We start from the raw sequence: 23,525 nt of genomic DNA, 5'->3' as shown, positions 1-23,525 counted from the left end.
GACCATGGACTCTGCCCTTTTTGCGGTCAACTGCTCGATCCTGTTCACCGAGCTCCCGTTGCTCGACCGGCCGGCGGCCGCCAAGCAGGCCGGTTTCGACGCGGTCGAGTTCTGGTGGCCGTTCGAGACCCATCTGCCCGGCGACGCCGAGGTGGACGCGTTCGAACGCGCCGTCACCGACGCCGGTGTTCAGCTCGCCGGGCTGAACTTCGCGGCCGGCGACCTGCCCGGCGGCGACCGCGGCCTGGTCTCCTGGCCGCAGCGATCACTGGAGTTCCGGGACAACATCCCGGTCACCCTCGGCATCGGCGAACGACTCGGCTGCCGCGCCTTCAACGCGCTGTACGGCAACCGCGTCGACGGCGTCCGCCCGGAGGCCCAGGACGACCTGGCCGCCGAGAACCTCGCCCTCGCCGCCACCGCGGCCGGCTCGTTCGGCGGCGTCGTACTGGTCGAGCCGGTCAGCGGCGCCGACCGCTACCCACTCCGTACGGCGGCCGACGCGATCAGGGTGATCGACCGCGTCCAGGCCGAGTCCGGCGTGACCGGCCTCGGCCTGCTCGCCGACCTGTACCACCTGACCGTCAACGGGGACGACGTGACGGCGGCGATCTCGACGTACGCGGACCGGATCGCGCACGTCCAGCTCGCCGACGCGCCCGGCCGGAACGAACCCGGCACCGGGAAGATCCCGGTCGACCAGCATCTCGACGAGCTCCGGGCCGCCGGGTACGCCGGCTGGATCGGGCTGGAGTACAAGCCGTCCGGTACGACGGCCGAGAGCTTCGACTGGATCTCACCCTCCGACTGAAAGGCAGCTGGCATGCCCCGAATGACCGCCGCCCGCGCCGCGGTGGAGATCCTTCGCCGTGAAGGCATCTCCCACCTGTTCGGCCTGCCCGGCGCGGCCATCAACCCGTTCTACGCCGCCGTCCGCGCCCAGGGCGAGCTCCAGCACGTGCTCGCCCGGCACGTCGAGGGCGCCTCCCACATGGCCGAGGGCTACACCCGGGCCGCACCCGGCAACATCGGCGTCTGCGTCGGTACGTCGGGACCGGCCGGCACCGACATGATCACCGGGCTGTACTCCGCGAGCGCCGACTCGATCCCGATCCTGTGCATCACCGGCCAGGCCCCGGTGGCCAAGCTGCACAAGGAGGACTTCCAGGCGATCAACATCGCCGACATCGCCAAGCCGGTCGCCAAGTGGGCGGTCACCGTGCTGGAGCCGGCCCAGGTGCCCGGCACCTTCCAGAAGGCGTTCAAGCTGATGCGCGAGGGGCGTCCCGGCCCGGTGCTGATCGACCTGCCGCTGGACGTCCAGCTCGCCGAGATCGACTTCGACCCCGATCTCTACGTCCCGCTCCCGATCGCGACCCCGCGCGCCACTGTCGCGCAGGCCGAGTCGGTCCTCAGGCTGCTTGCCCAAGCTGCACGCCCGCTGATCGTCGCCGGCGGTGGCATCATCAACGCGGACGCGGCCGACCTGCTGGTCGAGTTCGCCGAGCTGACCGGCGTGCCGGTCGTCCCGACCCTGATGGGCTGGGGGACCATCCCGGACGACCACCGGCTGATGGCCGGCATGGTCGGGCTGCAGACCTCCCACCGGTACGGCAACGAGACCCTGCTCGCCTCCGACCTGGTGATCGGCATCGGCAACCGCTGGGCGAACCGGCACACCGGGTCGATCCCGACGTACACGAAGGACCGGAAGTTCGTCCACCTCGACGTCGAGCCGACCCAGATCGGCCGGGTGTTCGCACCCGACCTCGGCATCGTTTCGGACGCCAAGGCCGCGCTGGAGACGCTCATCCACGTCGCCCGGCAGCAGGTGCCGTTGCCCGATCGCTCGGACTGGGCGGCTGCCTGCCGCGACCGCAAGAAGACGCTGCTTCGCCGTACGGACTTCGACAACGTGCCGGTGAAACCGCAGCGGGTCTACCAGGAGATGAACAATGCCTTCGGACCCGAGACCCGGTACGTGTCGACAATCGGATTGTCCCAGATCCAGGCCGCCCAGATGCTGCACGTCTACCGCCCGCGGCACTGGATCAACGCCGGCCAGGCCGGCCCGCTCGGCTGGACCGGCCCGGCCGCCCTGGGCGTCGCGGTGGCCGACCCGGACGCGACCGTCGTCGCGCTGTCAGGTGACTACGACTTCCAGTTCCTGATCGAGGAGCTCGCGGTCGGGGCGCAGTTCAACATCCCCTACATCCACGTGGTGGTGAACAACTCCTACCTCGGCCTGATCCGGCAGGCGCAGCGCAACCTGGACATGGACTACTGCGTCCAGCTCGCCTTCGACAACATCAACAGCCCCGAGGTCGAGGGGTACGGCGTCGACCACGTGAAGGTCGCCGAAGGCCTGGGCTGCAAGGCGCTGCGGGTGTTCGAGCCCGACGGCATCCTGCCCGCCCTCGACGAGGCGAAGAAGCTGCTGCTCGAGTTCCAGGTGCCGGTCGTGGTCGAGGTGATCCTGGAACGCGTCACGAATGTTGCCATGGGCACCGAGATCGACAACGTGGTGGAGTTCGAGGAGCTGACCGGCGTGACGAACCCGGTTCCGACGCTGTCCGGCCTGAGGAGGGACTGATGAAGGTTGCTGTTCTCGGCGCCGGGGCGATCGGCGCCTACGTCGGCGCGGCCCTGCACCGCGGCGGGACCGAGGTCCACCTGATCGCCCGCGGCGCCAACCTGGAGGCGATCCGGTCCGACGGCGTGCGGGTGCTCAGTCCGCGCGGCGACTTCGAGGCCCGGACGCCGGCCACCGACGACCCGGCCGAGGTCGGCCCGGTCGACTACGTCTTCCTCGGCCTGAAGGCGAACTCCTACGCCACCGCCGGCCCGCTGCTCGAGCCGTTGCTGCACGACGAGACCGTCGTCGTCGCGGCGCAGAACGGGATCCCGTGGTGGTACTTCCACGGCCTGAAGGGCCCGTACGAAGGCCGCCGGATCGAGTCGGTCGACCCCGGCGGCGCGGTGACCGAGGTCATCCGGCTCGACCGCGCCGTGGGCTGCGTCGTCTACTGCTCGACCGAGCTCGAGGCGCCGGGCGTCGTACGCCACCTGGAAGGCACCCGGTTCTCCATCGGCGAACCCGCAGGCGGGCTGTCGCCGCGGTGCGAGGCGTTCAGTACGGCGATGATCGCCGGCGGACTGAAGTGCCCGGTCGAGGAGGACATCCGCAAGGACATCTGGATCAAGCTGCTCGGCAATGCGGCGTTCAACCCGATCAGCGCGCTGGCCCGGGCGACGATGGTGGAGATCGCCACCCATCAGGGCACCCGGGCGATGGTCCGGCTGATGATGGAGGAGTCGCTGGAGATCGCGGCCGCGGTCGGCTGCCATCCGGAGATCTCGGTGGACAAGCGGATCAACGGCGCCGAACGGGTCGGTGAGCACAAGACCTCGATGCTCCAGGACCTGGAGAAGGACAAGCCGCTCGAGCTCGACGTCATCCTCGCCGCGGTCGTCGAGCTGGCCGACCTCACCGGGACCAGGGCCCCGACCCTGCGCGCGGTGCACGCCGTCGCGGACCTCCTCGCCACGAAGGTCGGCGTGCCTTCCTGAAAGCCAGGTGGGTCCGGCCACAGCGACGTCGGACCCACCTGTTCCACTTACAGCTCGGTCGGCCCCAGTGACAAGCCGGACACGAAGTGGGCAACCGGCTCGGCCATCACATCAAGCTCGAGTACGACGAGCTCGTTGCGCCCGGATCGCAGTACCGGACCCGGAACGTACAGCGTCTCCTGCGGCCCGCGGCGCCAGTAGCGCCCGAGGCAGAAGCCGTTCACCCACGCGATGCCCTTGCCCCAGGCAACCGTGGACAGGAAGTGGTCGACCGGCTCGGCGACGTCGAAACCGGCCCGCCAGGCCGTGGGTCCGACCCCGGGGGCATCCGGCGTCAGGCCCGCGGCGTCCCACAGCCGCGGTACGGCGGCCAGGTCGATCACGGTCGCCGACCAGTCGGCCAGCTCCGTGGACCCGAGATGCACCGGACCGATCAGACCCTTCGGCTCGCCGATCCGCTGCCCGTAGTTGACCCGGCCCTGGTCCTCGACGACGATCTCGAGCCGACCCCGTCCACCCGGCACCATCAGCGCCCGGTCGTGACGCTCCCGATCGAGGACGCCGACCGGACGGCCGTCGAGGAACACGTACGCCCGGTCCCGCACCTCGTCGACGCTGAGCAACATCGGGCCGTCGATGTCGATCGAGGTCGCGAACAGCGCCAGGTGGGCGTCCAGCTCGTCGAGGGTCGGCATCTCGTCGTGCTGCGACGCCGTACCCCAGGCCGACGGGTCGGCGAGCAGCCGGATCGGCGAGCCCAGCGCCGCGGAGGTCTCCGGTGCGGCCGGCCCCGACGCCGGGACAACGTCGGGGACGGGCGCGTACCGGGCGATGACCTCCCGGAAGGCGTGGAACTTCGCGGTCGGGTTCCCCGCCTCGTCCAAGGGGGCGTCGTAGTCGTACGACGTGATGGTCGGCCGGTAGACGCCCTTGTCGTTCGCCCCGCTGGTCAGCCCGAAGTTCGTGCCGCCGTGGAGCATGTAGATGTTCACCGACGCGCCCGCCGCGAGCAGCGCGTCCAGCTCGGCGGCGGCCGCCGCGACACCGGTCGTGTGGTGCGGACCGCCCCAGTGGTCGAACCAGCCGTCCCAGAACTCCATGCACATCAACGGCCCGGTCGGCTGGTGCTTGCGCAGCGTCGCCAGCCGCTCGTCGGCCCGCGACCCGAACGAACCGGTCCGCAGCACGCCGTCCAGCCCGCCGGCCGCCAGCATCGCGTCGACCGGCTGGTCGACGGTCACCAGCGGCACCGTGATGCCGGCGTTCCGGATGATCTCGGCGACCGACTTCAGGTACGTCGGGTCGTCGCCGAACGCGCCGTACTCGTTCTCGACCTGGACCAGCAGGACCGGGCCGCCATGCTCGACCTGCAGCGGCTGGACGATCCGCAGCACGTTGCGCAGGTACTCCTCGACCGCGGCCATGAACTTCGGCTCGTACCGCCGGACCCCCATGCCCGGCTCCCGGAAGAGCCAGGCAGGGAGCCCGCCGTTGTCCCACTCCGCGCAGATGTACGGGCCGGGGCGGACGATCGCGTACAGACCGGCATCGGCGATCTCCCGCAGGAACCGCTCGAGGTCGAGCATCCCGGAGGTGCCGAAGACGCCGGGAGCCGGGCTGTGCGCGTTCCACGGCACGTACGTCTCGATGGTGTTGAGTCCCATCAGGCGGGCCTTCTCGATCCGGTCGGCCCAGCTGTCCGGGTGCACCCGGAAGTAGTGCAGCGCACCGGACAGGATCCGGAACGGCCGGCCGTCGAGGAGGAAGTCGGACTCACCGATCGCGAAGTGGGTCACCGGTCAGCCGTTCACCTGGAACCCCTGCTGATTGCCGTAGGCAACCAGCGCGTCCTGCCAGGCTTGCAGGCCGGTGTTCAGGTCGGACTTGGACTGGTACGCCTTGCCGACCGTGTCGCCGTAGATGCTGTTCGCGTACAGCTCGTACGGCAGGTAGCTCCAGCCCTTCACGACGTTGTCGGCCGCGCCGGTGAGCACCTGGTTGATCTGCTGGCCGCCGAAGTAGGCGCTGGCCTTGTCCACGAACGCCGGGTCCTTCAGGTCCTTCGTGGTGGCCGGGAAGCCGCCGCTGGCGAGGAACGGCTTGACGCCCTCGTCGTGGTTGAGCCAGCGCACGAACGCCGCCGCCAGCGCCGGGTTGGCGCTCTGCTTCAGCACGGACTCGGTGCTGCCGCCGTTCTCCGCGGTGGCCGGCTGGCCGTCGTACGTCGGCATCGGGGCGACCGCCCACTTGCCCGCGCCGGCCTTGACCGACGCCTCCATCACGCCGGGCATCCAGGCGCCGGTCGGCAGGGTGGCGATGGTGCCGTCGCCGAGCGCCTTGAACCACTCGTCGGTCCAGCCGGGGATCTGCGAGACCAGACCACCCTCGACCAGCTGGTTCCAGGTCGAGGTCCACTTCTTGGAGCCCTCGTCCTGCAGGTTGATGGTGATGTTCTTGCCGTCGGTCTTGAACGGCTGACCGCCGGCCTGCCAGATCATGCTGGTGGTGAAGCCCGCGTCACCGGAGTCGTTGGTGATGTAGGACTTCGGGTTCGCCGCGTGCAGCTTCTTGGCCGCGGCGATGTACTCGTCCCAGGTCTTCGGCACGGTGATGCCGTACTTGTCGAAGACCTCCTTGTTGTAGAACAGCGCCATCGGGCCGGAGTCCTGCGGCAGGCCGTAGAGGCCGCCACCGGCGTGCACGGCGGCCCAGGTCGAGGCGGTGTAGGCCGACTCGTACTGGTTGAAGCCGTACTGGTTCAGGTCGACCAGCGAGCCGGGCAGCGCGAACTGCGGCAGCGCCTGGTACTCGATCTGCGCCACGTCCGGGGCGCCCGAGCCGGCCTTGATCGCGTTCTGCAGCTTGGTGTAGTGGTCGTTGCCGGTGCCGGCGTTGACGTAGTTCACCTTCACGTTCGGGTACTGCGCCATGAACGCCTTCACCTGGGCCTCGGCCGACGGCGTCCAGCTCCAGTAGGTGATCGTGCCGCCCGCCTTGAGCGCGGCGTCGACGGCGTCGGGCGAGCCCGTGGTCTGGCTGCCGCTGCCGCCGGAGGTGTCCGACCCGCCGCACGCAGCCACGACCGCGAGGGCCGTGAGAGCGGCTCCGGCAACCACCAGTCGCCGGAGGCCACGCCAATGTGACTTCATCGATGTTCCTTTCACTTGACGCTGCCCGCGCTCAGGCCCGACTGCCAGAAGCGCTGGAGGAGCAGGAAGGCGATCACCAGGGGCACGATGGTCAGCAGTGAGCCGGTGATCACCAGGTTGTAGATGGGGCGGGCACCCACGCCGGTCGCCTGGTTGCTCCACTGGGTGAGCCCGACCGTGAGCGGGTAGAGGTTGGGTTTGCTGAGCATGATCAGCGGGAGGAAGTAGTTGTTCCAGGTCGACACCACCGCGAACAGCAGGGTGGTGACGATGCCGGGGGCCAGCAGCCGCAGCGCCACGGTGAAGAAGATCCGCACCTCGCCGGCGCCGTCGATCCGGGCCGCCTCGAGCAGCTCGTGCGGCACCGCCTCGGTCGAGTACACCCACATCAGGTACAGGCCGAACGGGCTGACCAGCGACGGGATGATGATCGCCCAGACCGTGTTGGTCAGGCCGAGGTTCGAGAACATCAGGAACGTCGGCACCGCGAGCGCCGTCCCCGGTACGGCGACCGCGCCGAGCAGCACCGCGAACACGGCCCGGCGGCCGGCGAACTTGTACTTCGCCAGGCCGTAGCCGGCCGCGGTCGCGAGCAGGGTCGCGCCGCCGGCCCCGACGACCACGTACAGCAGCGTGTTGCCGAGCCACTGCAGGAAGATGCCGTCGTTGTAGGTCAGGGTGTCCTTGATGTTGTCGAACAACGCGAAGCTCTTGCCGAACCACAGGCCCGGCGTCGACAGCAGGTCGGCCTGGGTTTTGGTCGAGCTGATCAGCAACCAGGCCAGCGGCACCAGCGTGTAGATCAGGTACAGGACCATCACACCGGTCAGCAGCGGCGACTTCCGCGGCCGCAACGGCGATGTGGTGGTCTTCTTCTTCGTCCGGGGCGCCGTACTCACGGCGCGCGGAGCGTCCACAGTGGTGGTCACAGTGCCTCCCGGGAGCCACGCAGCTGGACGACGTAAGCGATGATCGCGGTGATGACGCCCATCACGATCGCGACGGTGGCGGAGTAGTTGAACTGCTGCCCGGCGAAGGACAGGTTGTAGGCGTACATGTTCGGCGTGTAGTACGTGGTGATCACGTTCGGCGCCAAGGTCCGCAGGATGTTCGGCTCGTTGAACAGCTGGAAGCTGCCGATGATCGAGAAGATGGTCGCGATCACGATCGCGCCGCGCAGCGCGGGCAGCTTGACCGCGCGGATGGTCCGGAAGGTGCCGGCCCCGTCGATCGCGGCCGCCTCGTACAGCTCGCCGGGAACCGTGCGCAGCGCCGAGTAGAAGATCAGCATGTTGTAGCCGACGAACTCCCAGGTGACGATGTTGGCGATCGACGGCAGCATCCAGGTCCCGCTCAGCGGCTGGATCGCGGTGGTGCCGAACAGATCGTTCAGGTTCGCGGCCAGGCCGAAGTTGTCGCCGTAGATGTAGCCCCACATCAGCACCGCGACCACCCCCGGCACGGCGTACGGCAGGAAGATCACGATCCGGAAGAAGCTCGCGCCGTGCAGCCGGGCGCTGTCGATGGCCAGCGCGGCCAGCAGCGCCAGCCCCAGCATCACCGGCACCTGGACGACCAGGAACACCGCGACCCGGCCGAACGCCTCCCAGAACTTCGGGTCCCGCAACGCCTCGGTGTAGTTGTCCAGGCCGACGAACACGGTGCCGCCGAAGAACGCCTGGTCCCGGAACAGGCTCAGGTAGATCGCGTACCCGATCGGGGCCAGGAAGGTCAGCGCGAACACCGCCAGGAACGGGCCGACGAAGACCCATCCCTTCCCGTTCTGACCGAACCTCCCACGCCTCCGGCGCAGTGCTACGGACTGACTCATGCGCCCGCCGGCCTCCTTCGTCACTTGTCGCCGACACGCGATGTTGACGTCAACATCGATCGCCGAGACGGTAGCGTGTTTACGTCAACATGTCTACACTGCGGGACAAGCGAGGAGGGGTGCCGATGTCAGCGGAGGAGTCTCCGGTACGGCGGCGGCGCGGCCCGTCGATGGCCGACGTGGCCCGGCTGGCCGGGGTGTCCGGGCAGACGGTGTCCCGGGTCGCGAACGAGCGGCACAACGTCGACGCGGCCACCCGGGACCGGGTCCAGGCCGCCATGCGCGAGCTCGGCTACCGCCCGAACAGCGCCGCCCGGGCGCTGCGCAACGGGCAGTTCCGCAGTATCGGCGTGATCGTCTTCGAGCTGCACAGCTTCGGTACGACGCGGACGCTGGACGCGGTCGCCGCGGCGGCCACCATCAGCGGCTACGCGCTCAACCTGCTGCCCGTGCTCGACGTGAACCAGAGCGCGGTGACGAACGCGTTCAGCCGGCTGGGGGAGCAGGCGGTCGACGGCGTGATCATCCTCATCGAGGCGCACACGCTGGACGAGGCCGGCGTACTGCTGCCCGAGGGGCTGCCGGTCGTGGTGGTCGACTCGAGCGCCCACTACGACTACCCGATCGTGGACACCAACCAGGCCCAGGGCGCCCGGCTGGCCACCGAGCACCTGCTGGATCTCGGGCACGCGACGGTGTGGCATCTCGGTGGCCCGCCGACGTCGTTCGCCGCGGACCGGCGGCGGCGCTCGTGGGAGCTGACGCTGAAGCAGCGCGGTTGCGAGGTCCCGCCGGTCCTGGACGGCGACTGGACGCCGGGTTCCGGGTACGAGGCGGGCCGTGAGCTGGCCGCGAACCCGGACGTCACGGCCGTGTTCGCGGCGAACGACCAGATGGCGCTCGGGCTGCTGCGCGCGCTGCACGAGCGGGGCCGGGTGGTGCCGCACGACATCAGCGTGATCGGCTTCGACGACATGGAGGAGGCCGCGCACTTCTGGCCGCCGCTGACCACCATCCGGCAGAACTTCGCCGAGGTGGGCCGGCTCAGCGTCGACGCGCTCATCCGCGAGATCCAAGCCGGCGAACACCACCACGACCCGGTCGCCGTACCGACCAAACTAGTGGTCAGGAGCAGTACGGCGCCGCCCCGCAAGTCATCGAGCTGACAACTGCTCGACGACCTTCAGCAAGGCGGAGTGGTCGAGCGAGCCGTGGCCCTGGGCGCGGGCCGCGGCGACCAGTTGGGCGACCACACCGGTGACGGGCAGGGCGACGCCGGCCGACCGGGCGGAGGCGAGGGCGATACCCATGTCCTTGTGGTGCAGGTCGATCCGGAAGCCCGGCTCGAACTGACGGGCCAGCATCGTGGCGGCCTTCAGGTCGAGGATCCGGTTGCCGGCCAGGCCGCCGGCCAGCACTTCCAGGCCACGTTCGCCGTCCACGCCGGAAGCCTCGAGCAGCACGATCGCCTCACTGACCAGGCTGATGATGCCGGCGACCAGCAGCTGGTTCGCCGCCTTCACGGTCTGGCCGGCGCCGTGGCCGCCGACGTGCACGATGGTCCGCCCGAGATCCTCGAAGATCGGCTTGGCCGTCTCGAAGTCCGCTGCGTCGCCGCCGACCATGATCGACAGCGACGCCTTGATCGCGCCCTGCTCGCCGCCGCTCACCGGCGCATCGAGCACCCGCACGCCGCGTTCGGCCCCGGCCGTCGCGACCTCGCGCGAGGTCTCCGGCGCGATCGAGCTCATGTCGATCAGCAGTACGCCGGGTTGCGCCGCAGCCAGCACGCCGCCCGGACCGAGAACGACCTCGGCGACCTGTGGCGAGTCCGGCAGCATCGTGATGACCACCTCAGCGCCGTTCACAGCGCCGGCGATGTCCGCGGCCGGCTTGCCACCGGCTTGTGCCAACCGATCCACGGCTGCCGGTACGACGTCGTACCCGGTCACTGTGTGTCCGGCCCGGACCAGGTTCGCCGCCATGTGCGAACCCATGATCCCGAGGCCGATGAAGCCGATGGCCGTCATACCGCGACCTCCTCGACCGCCATCACGGCTCGCATGAGCTGAGCGGTCTCGGTGGGGGTTTTGCCGACCTTGACGCCGACGGCCTCGAGGGCCTCCTGCTTGGCGGCCGCGGTGCCGGAGGAGCCGGAGACGATGGCGCCGGCGTGGCCCATGGTCTTGCCCTCGGGGGCGGTGAAGCCGGCCACGTAGCCGACCACGGGCTTGGTCACGTTCTCCTTGATGAACGCGGCCGCCCGCTCCTCGGCGTCGCCGCCGATCTCGCCGATCATCACGATCGCGTCGGTGTCCGGGTCGTCCTGGAACGCCTGCAGCGCGTCGATGTGGGTGGTCCCGATGATCGGGTCACCGCCGATCCCGATCGCGGTCGAGAACCCGAAGTCCCGCAGCTCGTACATCATCTGGTACGTCAGCGTGCCGGACTTGCTGACCAGCCCGATCCGGCCGGGACCCGCGATGTCGGCGGGAATGATGCCCGCGTTGGACTGTCCGGGGCTGATGATGCCGGGGCAGTTCGGGCCGATGATGCGCGTGGTGCCGGACGCCTGCGCGTGGGCGAAGAAGGCCGCGGTGTCGTGCACCGGCACGCCCTCGGTGATCACCACCACCAGCGGGATGCCCGCGTCGACGGCCTCGATCACCGCGCCCTTGGTGAACTTCGGCGGCACGAAGACCACCGACACGTCCGCGCCGGCCGACTTCACCGCGTCGGCGCACGAGCCGTAGACCGGGATCGACCGCTTCGCGAAGTCGACCGACTGGCCGCCCTTGCCCGGGGTCACGCCGCCGACCACGTTGGTGCCGGCGGCAAGCATCCGGCTGGTGTGCTTCTGTCCTTCGGACCCGGTCATGCCCTGCACGATGACCCGGCTCTGCTCGGTCAGGAAAATCGCCATGTCACGCCTCTCGGTTCTGCGTTGCCAGCTCGGCGGCACGGGCGGCCGCGCCGTCCATCGTGTCCACCACGGTCACCAGCGGATGGTTGGCCTGGGCAAGGATCCGGCGGCCCTCGTCGACGTTGTTGCCGTCCAGCCGGACCACCAGCGGCTTGTCGGCCTGGTCGCCGAGCAGCGCGAGCGCCTGGACGATCCCGTTCGACACCGCGTCGCAGGCGGTGATGCCGCCGAACACGTTCACGAACACACTGCGGACCTGGGCGTCGCCGAGGATGATGCCGAGTCCGTTCGCCATCACCTCCGCCGACGCGCCACCCCCGATGTCGAGGAAGTTGGCGGGCCGCACGCCGTACGGCTCGCCGGCGTACGCGACCACGTCGAGGGTGGACATGACCAGGCCGGCGCCGTTGCCGATGATGCCGACCGAGCCGTCCAGCTTGACGTAGTTCAGGCCCTTCTCCTGGGCCGCGGCCTCGAGCGGGTCCGCGGCCGCCTTGTCCTCGAAGCCCGCGTGGTCGGCGTGCCGGTACGCCGCGTTCGCGTCGAGGGTCACCTTGCCGTCGAGGGCCTCGAGCGAGCCGTCGCCGAGCTTGACCAGCGGGTTCACCTCGACCAGTGACGCGTCCTCGGCGATGAACACGTCCCAGAGCTTCCGGACGACGTCCTCAGCACCGGCCGGGAAGCCCGCGGCCGCGACGATCTCGGCCGCCTTGGCTTCGTCCACGCCGACCGCCGGGTCGATCGCGACCTTGGCGATCGCGTCCGGGTTGGTGTGCGCGACCTCCTCGATCTCGACACCGCCCTCGGTGCTGGCGATGCAGAGGTAGTCCCGGTTGGCCCGGTCGACCAGGAAGGAGAAGTAGTACTCCTCGGCGATGTCCGCGGCCGGCGCGAGCAGCACCCGGCGGACGGTGTGGCCCTTGATGTCCATGCCGAGGATCTCGCCGGCCCTGGCCACGGCCTCGTCGGGGGAGCTCGCCAGCTTCACCCCGCCGGCCTTGCCGCGGCCGCCGGTCTTCACCTGCGCCTTCACCACCACGCGGCCGCCCAGGTCCGCGGCGGCCGCGGCGGCGTCGGCCGGGTCCTCGACCACCCGGCCGAGCGTCACCGGGACGCTGTGCCGGGCGAACAGCTCCTTGGCTTGGTACTCCATCAGGTCCACGGCAGCCTCCATCTCCAGGGGTTACGGACGACTGTATGCGGTATACAGTCGCCGTCACAAGGGTTTGGGCTCTGGACAACGACGACGCGGAGGAGTACCACAGATCTCATACGGTATGCAGTAGTCAGGAGGCGGAATGAATCACGCGATGGCCACGCCCCGGGACGTGCGTGACGTCTACGGGCGGCAATACCGCATCGGCGAGGATGCCGAGGAGCTGACCGGACACCCCCGCGGATGGCAGCTGTGGGCGACCTGGGCCTGCATGGTCGCCATCAGCCCACTGCAGTACTCCTTCGGCTCCGCCGCGATCGGCTTGCAGGACGGACGCGGCTGGGACGCCGTCGCGACCATGTGGCTGCTGGCCATCTTCGTCGCCTGCCAGGCGCTGATCGCGATCCCGGCCGCCTGGGTCCAACGGGTACGGCGGGCAACGCCCACTCAGCTCGTGGTTGCCGGTGGTCTGCTCGCGGCGGTCGGCCTGGTGACGCTCGCCCACGCGGACAGCTACGCGCTCGTCGTCCTCGGCTACGCGGTGGTCGGCGGAGCCGGCGCCGGACTCGTGTACGCGGCCTGCATCACCACCGCCGCACGCTGGTTCCCTGATCGCCGCACCGCCACGATCGGCTTTGTCACCGGTGGCTTCGCTGTCGGCGCCGTACCCAGCATTGCGCTACTGACCGTCTTTCAGACGGCGAGCGGGCAGCGGATCGTCTTCGACCTGACTGCGCTCGTTGCTGTGGTGATCGTGCTGATCGCCGGCGGAGTGCTCAAGGATCCGCCGCGGCACTGGTGGCCCGCGCACATCGACGCGCAGGTGTGGGCGATCGACCGCAAGCTCAACCGGAGCATCCCGCACAACGCGCCCGCGGTCCGGCACTACCGCCCGGCCGAGGCGATGCGCACCGGAGCGCTCCCGCTGATGTGGCTGACGCTCGCCCTCAGTACGGCGCTCTCCCTGTTCGGCATCGCGTTCGTCGTGAGCTATGCGGTCACCGCGGAGCTGGGGGTCGCGGTCGCCGGGTTCGCGGCCGGGATGCTTGCCGCAGTCAACGGTCTTGGCCGTTCGCTGGCCGGGCACCTCTCGGACCGGTTCGGCCGGCGCCGGGTGCTGGCCGCCGTACTGATGGTCGAAGGGTTCACGCACGTCGGGCTCGTGGTCGCGGGTGAGGCGGGTGCGGGCTGGGCGTTCGTGCTGTGCGCGATGTTCGCCGGCCTGGGTGGCGGCGCCTTCTACGCGATCATGGCGAACCTCGTGCTGGAGTTCTTCGGCGAGAACAGCCTGCTGCAGAATCAGGCGATCCTGTACTCCGCGAAGGCTGCCGGCGGACTCGTCGGCGTCGGTGTCGCTGCGTCGGTGGTGGCGTCGGTCGGGTATCGGCCGTTGTTCCTCGGCGCCGGGTTGCTCGGTGTGCTGACGGCCTTGATCGTGCGGTTCCTGAAACAACCAGGTCGACCAGCGTTGCCGGTCCGGCCGCAGTTGGGCACCCCGGTCGCCGGGTCGGGCGAGTGAACGGCTACGGCCGGGTCGCGCGGCCCGATCCGTGCGTCATGGAGCTGGTGTCGAAGCTGGCCCGGGAACCGTGGACCGATCGCCCGACCTGCGTTCACCCCACGCTGAGCGCGGTGGCAAGGGCGGTGCACGACCACAGCAGCTCGTCCGGCCGCAAGGCCCTGCTCCCACTGGCGCCGAGCTTCATCGGTACGGCGCGGACCGGCTTCGAACCGTCCGCCCGCGTCGTCGCCCTGTGCGTGTCGACCGCGCTGACGGGCGGCGAGCTCACGAAGGACGAACGCATCCGGTTGGCGAACGCGCATCGGACCGCGATCCACCTGATGAACGGGCACGAGGAGCCCGGCGGAGCGGCACGCTGGTGGTTGCCGCTGCTCGGCCGGTTCGGCTGGAGCGAGCCGTTCTACCGGACCTTCGTCGCCACCGAGCACGCCGCAGAAGCGGTCGCGGTCACCGCCCGGCTGTCGGACGGTGACCGCGACGTACGCCTGCGCCAGTTACTGAAACAGTGTCTGGCCGCTCACGGCGCCCGCCGGCCGGGTGCTCCCAAGCCCTCGTGCTCGACGTCCGCCCAGAAACCGTGGTCGTAGTCGCCGTCGGGAATTGCTACCAGTTCGGGCCGACGAGGGGCGCGGAGCTGCTGCTCGAGGCGCTCCAGGTCCGCCGCGCACCGTTGCAGGTCGTCCATCAGCCGCAGTACGTCGAGATGCGGACCGAGCTGATTCCTCAACGCCAGAAGGGATTTCTCCAAGGCCTGCACGGCTTCGCGGGTCCGGTCGAGGTGTTCGTGAATCGTCATCGCACCCTCCTGGCTTCGAACTCTGGACAAGCACCACGGCGTGCGATAAGACTACGACTACACCATACGGTATGCAATCTACATTCTGTGTGACACGACAGGGGCGAACCCCGGCCCTTCCGAGGAGATGACTGCAGATGGCGCAGACAGTGTCGGAGACCCAACCAGCCGCAGCCGTGAAGGAGCCGGAGACTGCGACGATCTCGGGCGGTCACCTGGTCGCCAAGGCCCTGAAGGCCGAGGGGATCGACGTGATCTTCACCCTCTGCGGCGGGCACATCATCGACATCTACGACGGCTGTGTCGACGAGGGCATCGCGGTGGTCGACGTCCGGCACGAGCAGGTCGCCGCGCACGCGGCCGACGGCTACGCGCGGATGACCGGCAAGCCCGGCTGCGCCGTCGTCACCGCCGGCCCCGGCACCACGGACGCCGTCACCGGTGTCGCGAACGCGTTCCGGGCCGAGAGCCCGATGCTGCTGATCGGCGGGCAGGGCGCGCTGAACCAGCACAAGATGGGGTCCCTGCAGGACCTGCCGCACGTCGACATGATGACGCCGATCACCAAGTTCGCCGCGACCGTGCCGCACACCGCGCGGGTCGCCGACATGGTGTCGATGGCGTTCCGCGAGTGCTTCAACGGCGCCCCCGGCCCGTCCTTCCTGGAGATCCCGCGCGACATCCTGGACAACTCGGTCCCGGTCGAGTCCGCGACGGTCCCCGAGCCCGGCCGGTACCGGGCGTCCACCAAGAGCATCGGCGACCCGGCCAACATCGAGGCGCTGGCCGACCTGCTGGTCCGGGCCGAGAAGCCGGTGGTGCTGCTCGGCACCCAGGTCTGGACCTCGCGCGGCACCGACGCCGCGGTCGAGTTCGCCCGGAAGCTGAACATCCCGGCGTACATGAACGGCTCCGCCCGCGGCTCGCTGCCGCCCGGCGACCCGCACCACTTCCACCTGTCCCGCCGGTACGGGTTCAACAACGCCGACCTGATCCTGATCGTCGGGACGCCGTTCGACTTCCGGATGGGCTACGGCCGCCGGCTGCCGAAGGGCGCGACCGTGGTGCAGATCGACATGGACTACCGCACCGTCGGCAAGAACCGCGACATCGACCTCGGCCTGGTCGGCGACCCGGGCGCGATCCTGGCCGCGGTCACCCAGGCGGCGTCGGGCCGGATCCAGAAGGCCGGCGACCGGAAGGCGTGGTTCGCCGAACTGCGGGCCGAGGAGGACGCGGCGTACCAGAAGCGGCTGCCGAAGCAGCTGTCGGACGCCAACCCGATCCACCCGCTGCGGCTGGCGCACGAGATCAACGAGTTCCTCACCGAGGACTCGATCTACATCGGCGACGGCGGCGACATCGTCACCTTCTCCGGCGGCGTGGTGCAGCCGAAGTCGCCCGGCCACTGGATGGACCCGGGCCCGCTCGGCACCATCGGCGTCGGCATCCCGTTCGTGATGGCGGCCAAGTACGCCCGCCCCGACCAGGAAGTGGTCGCGCTGTTCGGCGACGGCGCGTTCTCGCTGACCGGCTGGGACTTCGAGACGCTGGTCCGCTTCAACCTCCCGTTCGTCGGTGTCGTCGGCAACAACTCCTCGATGAACCAGATCCGCTACGGCCAGGAGGTCAAGTACGGCCAGGCCCGCGGCCGGGTCGGCAACACGCTCGGCGACGTCCGGTACGACGAGTTCGCCAAGATGCTCGGCGGGTACGGCGAGGAGGTCCGCGACCCCAAGGACATCGGGCCGGCCATGCAGCGCGCCCGCGAGTCCGGGCTGCCGTCGCTGATCAACGTCTGGGTCGACCCGGACGCGTACGCCCCCGGAACCATGAACCAGACCATGTACAAGTAACGGAGGACCAGCATGTCCAAGGCCCTCGAAGGTGTCCGCGTACTCGACATGACCCACGTGCAGTCCGGACCGTCCTGCACCCAGATTCTCGCCTGGCTCGGCGCCGACGTCATCAAGCTGGAGGCGCCCACCGGTGACATCACCCGCCAGCAGCTGCGCGACCTCCCGGACGTCGACAGCCTCTACTTCACGATGCTGAACTGCAACAAGCGCAGCATCACGCTGAACATGAAGTCCGACCGGGGCAAGGAGATCTTCACCGACCTGGTGAAGGACGTCGACATCCTGGTGGAGAACTTCGCCCCCGGCGCGATCGACCGGATGGGCTTCACCTGGGAGCGGCTGCAGCTGATCAACCCGCGGCTGATCTTCGCCTCGATCAAGGGCTTCGGCCCGGGCCGGTACGAGGACTTCAAGGCCTACGAGGTGGTCGCCCAGGCGATGGGCGGCGCGATGAGCACGACCGGGTTCGAGGACGGGCCGCCGACCGCGAGCGGCGCCCAGATCGGCGACTCCGGCACCGGCATCCACCTGGTCGCCGGCATCCTGGCGGCGCTGTACCAGCGGACGCACAGCGGCAAGGGCCAGCGGGTCAGCGTGGCGATGCAGGAAGCCGTGCTGAACCTGACCCGGGTGAAGCTGCGCGACCAGCAGCGGCTCGCCCACGGCCCGCTGCGCGAGTACCCGAACGAGCACTTCGGCGACGCGGTGCCGCGGTCCGGGAACGCCTCCGGCGGCGGCCAGCCCGGCTGGGCGCTGCGGTGCGCCCCGGGCGGCCCGAACGACTACATCTACGTGATCGTCCAGCCGCCAGGCTGGGCCCCGATCGCGAACCTGATCGGCAGGCCCGAGCTGGCCGACGACCCGGACTGGTCCACCCCGGCAGCCCGGCTCGGCAAGCTGGACAAGATGTTCGCGCTGATCGAGCAGTGGACCGAGCAGCACACGAAGTTCGAGGTGATGGACAAGCTCAACGCGCTGAACGTGCCCTGCGGGCCGATCATGTCCACCCGGGAGCTGATCGAGGACGAGACGCTGGCCGAGCTCGGCGCGGTGGTCGAGGTGAAGCACGCGCAGCGCGGCAGCTTCAAGACCGTCGGCTGCCCGATCAAGCTGTCCGACTCCCCGGTCCAGGTCGAGACCTCACCCGGTCTCGGCGAGCACAACCCCGAGATCTACGGCGAGCTCGGCATCGACACCGCCGAGCTCGAGGAACTCAAAGCCGCCGGCGTCGTCTGACCACTCTGAATTGGAGCAACTGGCATGACCTATGACAAGGCAGCAGTCCAGACCATCCTCGACCAGGCTCTGGCGGACGGCCGCACCTCGCTGAGCGCGCCCGAGGCCAAGCAGGTCGCGGACGCGTACGGCATCCCGACGCCGGGTGAGGGGCTGGCCACGACTGCCGAGGGAGCGGCCGGCCTGGCGGCCGAGATCGGCTTCCCCGTCGTGCTGAAGATCGTCTCGCCGGACATCCTGCACAAGACCGACGCCGGTGGGGTGGTGGTCGGCGTCGACTCCGAGGACGCCGCGAAGGAGGCGTTCCAGAAGATTGTCGACAATGCGAAAGCCTACAAAGCCGACGCGGCCATCACCGGTGTCCAGGTGCAGAAGATGCTCGTCACCGGCGGTGACGTGCAGGAGGTCATCGTCGGCGCGGTCACCGACCAGACGTTCGGCAAGGTGGTCGCGTTCGGGCTCGGTGGCGTCCTGGTCGAGGTGCTGAAGGACGTCACCTTCCGGCTGGCCCCGCTGTCGGCCGACGAGGCCCGGTCGATGATCGACGGGATCGGCGCGCACGAGATGCTGGACGGCGTCCGCGGCGCCAAGCCGGTGGACAAGGAGGCCGTCGCCGACCTGGTCAAGCGGCTGTCCGACCTGGTCACCGACTTCCCGCAGTTCGCCGAGGTGGACCTGAACCCGGTACTGGCCGGGCCGGACGGCGCCACCGCGGTGGACTTCCGGATCATCGTCGACGCCGAGGCCGGCAAGCCGGTCGAGCGGTACAGCCAGGACGAGATCCTGGCCGCGATGACCCGGATCATGAAGCCGCGCGCGGTCGCGGTGATCGGGGCCTCGAACGAGACCGGCAAGATCGGCAACTCGGTGATGAAGAACCTGGTCAACGGCGGCTACCAGGGCGACATCTACCCGATCAACCCCAAGGGCGGTGAGGTGCTCGGGCTGAAGGCGTTCCCGAGCATCCTGGACGTCCCGGGGGACGTGGACGTCGCGGTGTTCGCCGTACCGGCCAAGTTCGTCGGCGGCGCGCTCGAGCAGTGCGGCGAGAAGGGCGTGGCCGGGGCGATCCTGATCCCGTCCGGGTTCGCCGAGACCGGTGACCAGGAGCTCCAGGACGAGGTGGTGGCGATCGCGCGCAAGCACAACGTGCGCATCCTCGGGCCGAACATCTACGGCTACTACTACCTGCCGGAGAGCCTGTGCGCGACGTTCTGCACGCCGTACGACGTCAAGGGCAGTGTTGCGCTTTCGTCACAGAGCGGAGGCATCGGGATGGCGATCCTCGGCTTCAGCCGGTCCAGCCGGATGGGCGTCTCCGCGATTGTTGGAGTAGGCAACAAGGCCGACATCGACGAGGATGACCTCCTGACGTTCTTCGAGAACGACGACAACACCAACCTGATCGCCATGCACCTGGAGGACCTGAAGGACGGCCGGGCGTTCGCCGAGACGGCGGCCCGGGTGTCGAAGAAGAAGCCGGTCGTCGTGCTGAAGGCCGGCCGCACCGACATGGGCGCGCGGGCGGCCAGCTCGCACACCGGCGCCCTGGCCGGCAACGACAAGGTGTACGACGACATCCTGCGGCAGAGCGGTGTGGTCCGGGCGCCGGGGCTGAACGAGATGCTCCAGTTCGCCCGCGGCATCCCGCTGCTGCCGACGCCGAAGGGCGAGAACGTCGTCATCATCACCGGCGCGGGCGGCTCCGGCGTCCTGCTGTCGGACGCCTGCGTGGACAACGGCCTGCAGCTGATGTCGATGCCGGCCGACCTGGACGAGGCGTTCAAGAAGTTCATCCCGCCGTTCGGGGCCTCCGGCAACCCGGTGGACATCACCGGCGGCGAGCCGCCGTCGACGTACCGGAACACGATCGCGCTCGGGCTGTCCGACGAGCGGATCCACGCCTTGATCCTGGGCTACTGGCACACCATCGTGACACCGCCGATGGTGTTCGCGAAGCTGGTCGCCGAGGTGGTCGAGGAGTACCGCGCCAAGGGCATCGACAAGCCGGTGGTGGCCTCGCTGTCCGGCGACGTCGAGGTCGAGGAAGCCAGTCAGTACCTGTTCGACCACGGCGTGGTCGCCTACCCGTACACCACCGAGACCCCCGTCCAGGTCCTCGGTGCCAAATACCGCTGGGCCCGCCACGCCGGCCCGCTCGGCTGAACTGATTGGAGGAAGGAGCGCGGGGGAGTAGGGCGTACCGGACGATTCCCCGCCTACTGCGCGGAATCGTCCGCCACGCCCTTGATCCGCTAGTTGGCGTCGATCTAAGGAGTCCGCCTTGGACGTCACAAGCAACACCTCAGAAGTACCCGAAGGGCCGGCCGCGGCAGCTGTGACCGAGAAGGTCTGGAAAGCGGGCAGGCTCGAACCGATGCCGATCCGGAAGCTGCCGGACGCTCCGCCGTCGCTGCACATCCTGGGCCCGACCGTGTTCCTGGTCGCGCTGGGCGTCGGCATGGGCGAGTCCTACATGTGGCCCCGGCTCGTCCTGGTGTTCGGGCCGGACATCCGCTGGCTGTTCATGGTGGGCGTCACACTGCAGGCGTTCGTGCTGCTGGAGATGGCCCGGTACGCGATGGCCACCGGCGAGAGCATCTTCTTCGGCGCGGCCCGCATCTTCAAACCGATGATGTGGTTCTTCTACGTCGCGGCGATCCTGATCTACATGTGGCCCGGCCACCTGTCGGCCGGCGCCGCCGCGTTCGAGGAAGTCAGCGGCATACCTTGGCAGGTCTCGGCCTGCGTCGCGCTGATCTTCGTCGGAGTGCTGTTCAGCATGCTCTCGGTGATCTACAACTTCCTCGAGAAGCTGCTCGGCCTGCTGATCGGCCTGCTGGTGGTCGGCACGTCGGTGATCGCGGCGATCGTGGGCAGCTGGGACGACCTGGCGAACACCCTGTCCGGGATGTTCGCGTTCGGGTACTTCCCGGACAAGGCGCTGACCGACGCGTGGTTCCCGATCGTGGTCGGCTCGATCGCGTTCGCCGGCCCGTCCGGTATGCAGCAGATGTGGTACACCCTGCAGTTGCGCGACAGCGGCGCCGCGATGGGGTCGCACATCCCGAAGATCCGCGGTCTGCGATCGGCCGGCGAGGCCGAGTCGATGCCGTCGCGGGGCTTCATGTTCGACACCGACGACCCGGCCGAGATGCAGAAGTGGAAGGGCTGGCGCAAGTGGGTCACCTTCGACGCGCTGCTGCTCTTCTGGGGTATCACCATGCTGGTGACGGTCTCGTTCACCGTGCTGGCCATGTCGGCGGCGCGGACCAACCCGAACGTGGCCAGCCTGATCGAGGGCGGTGACCGGGAGGCGGCGCTGAAGGCCATGTCCGACGCGTTCGCGTCGGCCGGCAGCCCGATCCTCGGCACGCTGTTCTTCGGCTTCATCGCGCTGATCGGGCTGAACGCGACCCTCGGTCTGTTCGACTCGTTTTCCCGCGGCCAGGCGGACATGACGTACTACTTCGTGCCGGGGGCCAAGCGGTTCTCGATGTCGAGGCTGTACGCCGGGTTCCTCTGGGGCGTGATCACCTTCGGCATCCTGATCCTGCTGTTCGGGCCGGCCGACGGTCCGGCGGGCATCCTGGACATCCTCGCCTTCCTGTCCACGTTCGCGATGGGCGCCTACTGCATCGTGTTGCTGCTGGTGAACAACATGCTGCTGCCCAAGCCGATCCGGCCGGGTCCGGTGCGGAACGTGATCATCGGGTTCGGCGCGGTGTTCTACCTCGGCCTGCTGTTCTACTGCCTGATCCGCTTCGGTGTGGTCGTGGACTGATCATGGCCGATCTGAAGCAGCTCGCGGAGTTCTCGGTCCCGGCCGCCGCGGTCGGCGCCGCGGCCGGAGTCATCGCCGGAGGGCTGGCCGCGTTCGTCGGCCAGCCCCTCGGCTGGGCGGTCGCGACCGGCCTCGGTCTCGGCGTCCCGCTGGTCCTGTTCGGCGCGGGGTACGCCGTACTGGTCGCGCTGGGCAAAGTCCCCGCCGGTGTGTTCGCGCCGGCGGCGGTCTACTGGGTGATCGGCTTCCCGCTCGCCCTGCTGGTGCATTCGGTGGTGACCGAGTGGGTGGTGGCCGGCTCGCCGGGACTGCCACCCGAGCCGTGGAAGTTCCTCGCCTTCCGGGCCCTGGTGAGCATGGGCTTCGCGATCGGCTTCCTCTGGATGCACGAGCAACTCGGCCGCCACTGGTGGCCGCGCATCCTGGATCGCAACATCTACGCCAGGCGAACCGTCGAGCAGTACGCGCACCTCGCCGCCGCGCTGGAGGCCCGCAAGGCCGCCACCGGCCGAGGCCGCAAGAAGAAGCTGGCCTGACGTTCGAGGGGATATCCACCGATGTTGTGCCTTCTCCCGTGGTGTACGAGGGGAGAAGGCACAACCCGGTCGGATATCCCCTCGAGTTGTGTCGCGGGGTCAGGTCGTCGTACGGCGGCGGCGCCGGGGAGCCGCTTCGGTCTCCGGGGCGCTCTCGTCGGGGCCGTTGGCGGCCTGGAGGTCGTGGTAGGCCTTGCGGGTGTGCTCGGTGTGCTCGCGCATCGTCTGCGCGGCCTTGTCCTCGTCACCCTCGCTGATCGCCTTGACCAGCCGGTTGTGCTCCCGCCAGGACGCGGCGCCGCGCACCGGCGCGACCGGCGTGTAGTACCACCGGACCCGGCGGTCCACCTGGGCCGCGAAGTCCACCAGGAACCTGTTGCCGGACATCTGCGTGATCAGGCTGTGCAGCTCGCCGTTCGTCCGTACGGCGCCGTCGATGTCGCCGGCCTCGTGGAACGCCGTGCCGACCTTGCAGAGGTCCTTGAGCTTGGCCACGTCGTCCTTCGTGGCGTGCCGGGCCGCGAGCCGCGCGGACTCCGACTCCAGCGCCGCACGGGCCGCCAGCAACTGGTCGACCTCGTCCTCGGCCGGGACGTGCACCATCGCGCCGAAGCCCGGTCGCAGGTCCACCCAGCCCTCGTTGTTGAGCCGCTGGAGGGCCTCCCGGACCGGCTGCCGGGACACCCCGAGCATGCCGGCCAGCTCGACCTCGACGAGGTGCCGGCCGCGCTCGAGGGTGCCGTCGATGATCATCTCGGTCAGGGCCTCGTAGACGGACTCCCGCAACGGCGTCGGGCGCTTGACGTGCCGCACACCGGGGGAGACGGGATCGCTGGTACCCGCGCTGATGGTCGTCATGAGGTCCTTCCCGGAACAAATGCTGAGGGATCAGGATGGCACTTGGTAGACAGTCTACCAAGTGCCATGACCGAACATATGGTTTTCGGCCCCGGGATTCCGGGAGCCGGTCAGGCGGCCGACTCGTCCGCCCGGCGGCGGTCGTCGTCGCCGGAGGTGAGCCGGACGTCGCCGGCGGTCAGCCGGGCCAGTTCGGCGTCCAGGTCGACCGGAGTGTTCAGCTCCTCCTGCAGTTCCGGAGCATCCGGGAACTGCGGGCGAGCCGCCAGAGCACCGAACCTACGCGTGAAGATCATTGTCTACCT

Annotated in this window: 21 protein-coding genes; 11 read left to right on the top strand and 10 right to left on the bottom strand. The window is 69.2% G+C overall.

Annotated features, from left to right (window positions below):
* The first annotated feature begins 4 nt into the window (after nucleotides 1–4).
* The 3 genes from ACWCOV_RS00165 to ACWCOV_RS00155 are packed head-to-tail and all read left to right on the top strand — an operon-like array spanning nucleotide 5 to nucleotide 3,570.
* The gene (locus ACWCOV_RS00165; protein WP_449826996.1) at nucleotides 5–811 is read left to right on the top strand and encodes a hydroxypyruvate isomerase family protein; all 807 of its coding nucleotides are present in this window, start codon (nucleotides 5–7) and stop codon (nucleotides 809–811) included.
* 12 nt (nucleotides 812–823) lie between these two features.
* On the top strand, nucleotides 824–2,593 hold the full coding sequence (gcl, locus tag ACWCOV_RS00160; protein ID WP_449826995.1) for a glyoxylate carboligase: 1,770 nt from the start codon (nucleotides 824–826) through the stop codon (nucleotides 2,591–2,593).
* Entirely contained in the window at nucleotides 2,593–3,570 is a 978-nt protein-coding gene (locus ACWCOV_RS00155) for a 2-dehydropantoate 2-reductase (RefSeq protein WP_449826994.1), read from the top strand. The genes gcl and ACWCOV_RS00155 overlap by 1 nt, the downstream gene beginning before the upstream one ends.
* Nucleotides 3,571–3,617: 47 nt before the next feature.
* Here the strand turns inward: ACWCOV_RS00155 and ACWCOV_RS00150 are convergent, their stop codons facing one another.
* Genes ACWCOV_RS00150 through ACWCOV_RS00135 form a run of 4 tightly spaced genes read right to left on the bottom strand, consistent with a single transcriptional unit; the run spans nucleotide 3,618 to nucleotide 8,550 of the window.
* A complete protein-coding gene (locus tag ACWCOV_RS00150; protein ID WP_449826993.1) occupies nucleotides 3,618–5,366 on the bottom strand; it encodes a glycoside hydrolase family 35 protein in 1,749 nt (582 codons plus the stop codon).
* Between the two features lie 3 nt (nucleotides 5,367–5,369).
* Nucleotides 5,370–6,719 carry an ABC transporter substrate-binding protein gene (locus ACWCOV_RS00145; protein WP_449826992.1) on the bottom strand — a complete coding sequence of 450 codons (1,350 nt, stop codon included), beginning with the start codon at nucleotides 6,717–6,719 and terminating at the stop codon, nucleotides 5,370–5,372.
* An 11-nt stretch (nucleotides 6,720–6,730) separates the two neighbouring features.
* Nucleotides 6,731–7,648: a carbohydrate ABC transporter permease gene (locus tag ACWCOV_RS00140; protein WP_449826991.1), complete on the bottom strand. Its 918-nt coding sequence runs from the start codon at nucleotides 7,646–7,648 to the stop codon at nucleotides 6,731–6,733.
* Entirely contained in the window at nucleotides 7,645–8,550 is a 906-nt protein-coding gene (locus ACWCOV_RS00135) for a carbohydrate ABC transporter permease (protein WP_449826990.1), read from the bottom strand. Before ACWCOV_RS00135 ends, ACWCOV_RS00140 begins: the two co-directional genes overlap by 4 nt.
* A 125-nt stretch (nucleotides 8,551–8,675) precedes the next feature.
* Here ACWCOV_RS00135 and ACWCOV_RS00130 point away from each other — a divergent pair, with 125 nt between their 5' ends.
* Nucleotides 8,676–9,716 (top strand): LacI family DNA-binding transcriptional regulator, encoded by a 1,041-nt coding sequence (locus tag ACWCOV_RS00130; protein WP_449826989.1) that lies wholly within the window; start codon nucleotides 8,676–8,678, stop codon nucleotides 9,714–9,716.
* Here the strand turns inward: ACWCOV_RS00130 and ACWCOV_RS00125 are convergent.
* The 3 genes from ACWCOV_RS00125 to sucC are packed head-to-tail and all read right to left on the bottom strand — an operon-like array spanning nucleotide 9,705 to nucleotide 12,635.
* The gene (locus ACWCOV_RS00125; protein WP_449826988.1) at nucleotides 9,705–10,580 is read right to left on the bottom strand and encodes a 2-hydroxy-3-oxopropionate reductase; all 876 of its coding nucleotides are present in this window, start codon (nucleotides 10,578–10,580) and stop codon (nucleotides 9,705–9,707) included. The genes ACWCOV_RS00130 and ACWCOV_RS00125 overlap by 12 nt on opposite strands.
* Nucleotides 10,577–11,473, bottom strand: coding sequence for a succinate--CoA ligase subunit alpha (gene sucD, locus ACWCOV_RS00120; protein WP_449826987.1), 897 nt, complete (start codon nucleotides 11,471–11,473; stop codon nucleotides 10,577–10,579). The genes ACWCOV_RS00125 and sucD overlap by 4 nt, the downstream gene beginning before the upstream one ends.
* 1 nt (nucleotide 11,474) lies before the next feature.
* On the bottom strand, nucleotides 11,475–12,635 hold the full coding sequence (gene sucC, locus ACWCOV_RS00115) for an ADP-forming succinate--CoA ligase subunit beta (RefSeq protein WP_449827287.1): 1,161 nt from the start codon (nucleotides 12,633–12,635) through the stop codon (nucleotides 11,475–11,477).
* A gap of 136 nt (nucleotides 12,636–12,771) precedes the next feature.
* Between sucC and ACWCOV_RS00110 the strand changes: the two genes are divergently transcribed.
* Entirely contained in the window at nucleotides 12,772–14,148 is a 1,377-nt protein-coding gene (locus tag ACWCOV_RS00110; protein WP_449826986.1) for an OFA family MFS transporter, read from the top strand.
* Complete coding sequence (locus ACWCOV_RS00105; RefSeq protein ID WP_449826985.1) at nucleotides 14,145–14,738, top strand: hypothetical protein; 594 nt, start codon at nucleotides 14,145–14,147, stop codon at nucleotides 14,736–14,738. The genes ACWCOV_RS00110 and ACWCOV_RS00105 overlap by 4 nt, the downstream gene beginning before the upstream one ends.
* On the opposite strand, the gene ACWCOV_RS00100 is transcribed toward ACWCOV_RS00105, so the two are convergent.
* Nucleotides 14,669–14,947, bottom strand: a complete 279-nt coding sequence (locus ACWCOV_RS00100; protein WP_449826984.1) for a hypothetical protein — start codon at nucleotides 14,945–14,947, stop codon at nucleotides 14,669–14,671. The genes ACWCOV_RS00105 and ACWCOV_RS00100 overlap by 70 nt on opposite strands.
* 137 nt (nucleotides 14,948–15,084) lie before the next feature.
* Between ACWCOV_RS00100 and ACWCOV_RS00095 the strand changes: the two genes are divergently transcribed.
* The 5 genes from ACWCOV_RS00095 to ACWCOV_RS00075 all read left to right on the top strand — a co-directional run bounded on the left by ACWCOV_RS00095 (nucleotide 15,085) and on the right by ACWCOV_RS00075 (nucleotide 22,362).
* On the top strand, nucleotides 15,085–16,803 hold the full coding sequence (locus ACWCOV_RS00095) for a thiamine pyrophosphate-binding protein (RefSeq protein ID WP_449826983.1): 1,719 nt from the start codon (nucleotides 15,085–15,087) through the stop codon (nucleotides 16,801–16,803).
* A gap of 12 nt (nucleotides 16,804–16,815) precedes the next feature.
* Nucleotides 16,816–18,042 carry a formyl-CoA transferase gene (gene frc / locus ACWCOV_RS00090; RefSeq protein ID WP_449826982.1) on the top strand — a complete coding sequence of 409 codons (1,227 nt, stop codon included), beginning with the start codon at nucleotides 16,816–16,818 and terminating at the stop codon, nucleotides 18,040–18,042.
* A 24-nt stretch (nucleotides 18,043–18,066) separates the two neighbouring features.
* Entirely contained in the window at nucleotides 18,067–20,208 is a 2,142-nt protein-coding gene (locus ACWCOV_RS00085) for an acetate--CoA ligase family protein (RefSeq protein WP_449826981.1), read from the top strand.
* 118 nt (nucleotides 20,209–20,326) lie between these two features.
* Nucleotides 20,327–21,826 (top strand): Nramp family divalent metal transporter, encoded by a 1,500-nt coding sequence (locus tag ACWCOV_RS00080; protein ID WP_449826980.1) that lies wholly within the window; start codon nucleotides 20,327–20,329, stop codon nucleotides 21,824–21,826.
* Nucleotides 21,827–21,828: 2 nt separating this feature from the next.
* A complete protein-coding gene (locus tag ACWCOV_RS00075) occupies nucleotides 21,829–22,362 on the top strand; it encodes a hypothetical protein (protein ID WP_449826979.1) in 534 nt (177 codons plus the stop codon).
* A 99-nt stretch (nucleotides 22,363–22,461) separates the two neighbouring features.
* On the opposite strand, the gene ACWCOV_RS00070 is transcribed toward ACWCOV_RS00075, so the two are convergent.
* A complete protein-coding gene (locus ACWCOV_RS00070; RefSeq protein ID WP_449826978.1) occupies nucleotides 22,462–23,220 on the bottom strand; it encodes a GntR family transcriptional regulator in 759 nt (252 codons plus the stop codon).
* Nucleotides 23,221–23,330: 110 nt separating this feature from the next.
* Entirely contained in the window at nucleotides 23,331–23,516 is a 186-nt protein-coding gene (locus ACWCOV_RS00065) for a hypothetical protein (protein WP_449826977.1), read from the bottom strand.
* Nucleotides 23,517–23,525: the final 9 nt, after the last annotated feature.

Source organism: Kribbella sp. NPDC002412 (assembly GCF_053592935.1).
Note: the sequence above shows the minus strand (reverse complement) of the source record. Positions and strands in the feature narration are given on the sequence as shown.

Bases quoted from the DNA above. Each gene is read 5' to 3' on its own strand.
- ACWCOV_RS00165 (WP_449826996.1), top strand. From the start codon at position 5: ATGGACTCTGCCCTTTTTGCGGTCAACTGCTCGATCCTGTTCACCGAG.
- ACWCOV_RS00070 (WP_449826978.1), bottom strand. From the start codon at position 23,220: ATGACGACCATCAGCGCGGGTACCAGCGATCCCGTCTCCCCCGGTGTG.
- ACWCOV_RS00075 (WP_449826979.1), top strand. From the start codon at position 21,829: ATGGCCGATCTGAAGCAGCTCGCGGAGTTCTCGGTCCCGGCCGCCGCG.
- ACWCOV_RS00135 (WP_449826990.1), bottom strand. From the start codon at position 8,550: ATGAGTCAGTCCGTAGCACTGCGCCGGAGGCGTGGGAGGTTCGGTCAG.
- ACWCOV_RS00155 (WP_449826994.1), top strand. From the start codon at position 2,593: ATGAAGGTTGCTGTTCTCGGCGCCGGGGCGATCGGCGCCTACGTCGGC.
- gcl (WP_449826995.1), top strand. From the start codon at position 824: ATGCCCCGAATGACCGCCGCCCGCGCCGCGGTGGAGATCCTTCGCCGT.
- ACWCOV_RS00130 (WP_449826989.1), top strand. From the start codon at position 8,676: ATGTCAGCGGAGGAGTCTCCGGTACGGCGGCGGCGCGGCCCGTCGATG.
- sucD (WP_449826987.1), bottom strand. From the start codon at position 11,473: ATGGCGATTTTCCTGACCGAGCAGAGCCGGGTCATCGTGCAGGGCATG.
- ACWCOV_RS00095 (WP_449826983.1), top strand. From the start codon at position 15,085: ATGGCGCAGACAGTGTCGGAGACCCAACCAGCCGCAGCCGTGAAGGAG.
- frc (WP_449826982.1), top strand. From the start codon at position 16,816: ATGTCCAAGGCCCTCGAAGGTGTCCGCGTACTCGACATGACCCACGTG.
- ACWCOV_RS00110 (WP_449826986.1), top strand. From the start codon at position 12,772: ATGAATCACGCGATGGCCACGCCCCGGGACGTGCGTGACGTCTACGGG.
- ACWCOV_RS00065 (WP_449826977.1), bottom strand. From the start codon at position 23,516: ATGATCTTCACGCGTAGGTTCGGTGCTCTGGCGGCTCGCCCGCAGTTC.
- ACWCOV_RS00145 (WP_449826992.1), bottom strand. From the start codon at position 6,719: ATGAAGTCACATTGGCGTGGCCTCCGGCGACTGGTGGTTGCCGGAGCC.
- ACWCOV_RS00125 (WP_449826988.1), bottom strand. From the start codon at position 10,580: ATGACGGCCATCGGCTTCATCGGCCTCGGGATCATGGGTTCGCACATG.
- ACWCOV_RS00085 (WP_449826981.1), top strand. From the start codon at position 18,067: ATGACCTATGACAAGGCAGCAGTCCAGACCATCCTCGACCAGGCTCTG.
- ACWCOV_RS00100 (WP_449826984.1), bottom strand. From the start codon at position 14,947: ATGACGATTCACGAACACCTCGACCGGACCCGCGAAGCCGTGCAGGCC.